Source organism: Micromonospora sp. DT233 (genome assembly GCF_049841815.1).
GTDB lineage: Bacteria > Actinomycetota > Actinomycetes > Mycobacteriales > Micromonosporaceae > Micromonospora.
The window spans coordinates 1-564 of sequence record NZ_JBNCLB010000045.1 but is presented as its reverse complement, the minus strand read 5'-3'; the positions used below and the strand labels follow the sequence as shown (position 1 = coordinate 564).

Sequence of the window (564 nt, the reverse complement as noted above, 5' to 3'; positions counted from 1 at the left end):
GGTGCCGGTGGAGACGGCGGCGTAGACGTCGGCGTCGTTGTTGCAGGTGAAGGTGACGATGTCGGCTTTGCCGTCGCCGTTGATGTCGCCGACGCGGGGTTGTTCGTTGCCGACGGCGAACAGGTCGTGCCACTTCTGTGAGGCCCCGAAGGTGGTGCCGTTGGAGAGGGCGACGATGACGTCGGAGGCGGAGGCGGGGCCTTGGGTGAAGGTGATGACGTCGTCCTTGCCGTCGCCGTCGACATCACCGAGGGCGGGGTATTCGCCGGCGATGGAGAAGTAGTCGTGCCATTTGGTGGCGGGGGCGAAGCCGGTGCCGGTGGACAGCGAGACGATGACGTCGGCGTTGGTGTCGTGGGTGAAGGTGACGATGTCGTCCTTGCCGTCGCCGTTGACGTCGCCGACGGCGGCGACCTCGGCGTTGATGGAGAAGTAGTCGTGCCACTTCGTCGCCGCCGCGAACCCGGCGCCGGTGGACCGGGCCACCCACACGTCGGCCAGGGTGCCGTGGGTGAACGCGACGATGTCATCGCGGCCGTCACCGTCGAAGTCCCCCGACGTGAC

Annotated in this window: 1 protein-coding gene; it reads right to left on the bottom strand. The window is 67.6% G+C overall.

From position 1 onward, the window contains the following. The coding region (locus tag ACLQ2V_RS28120; RefSeq protein ID WP_425721732.1) for an FG-GAP-like repeat-containing protein at positions 1-564 on the bottom strand (564 nt) is incomplete at both ends.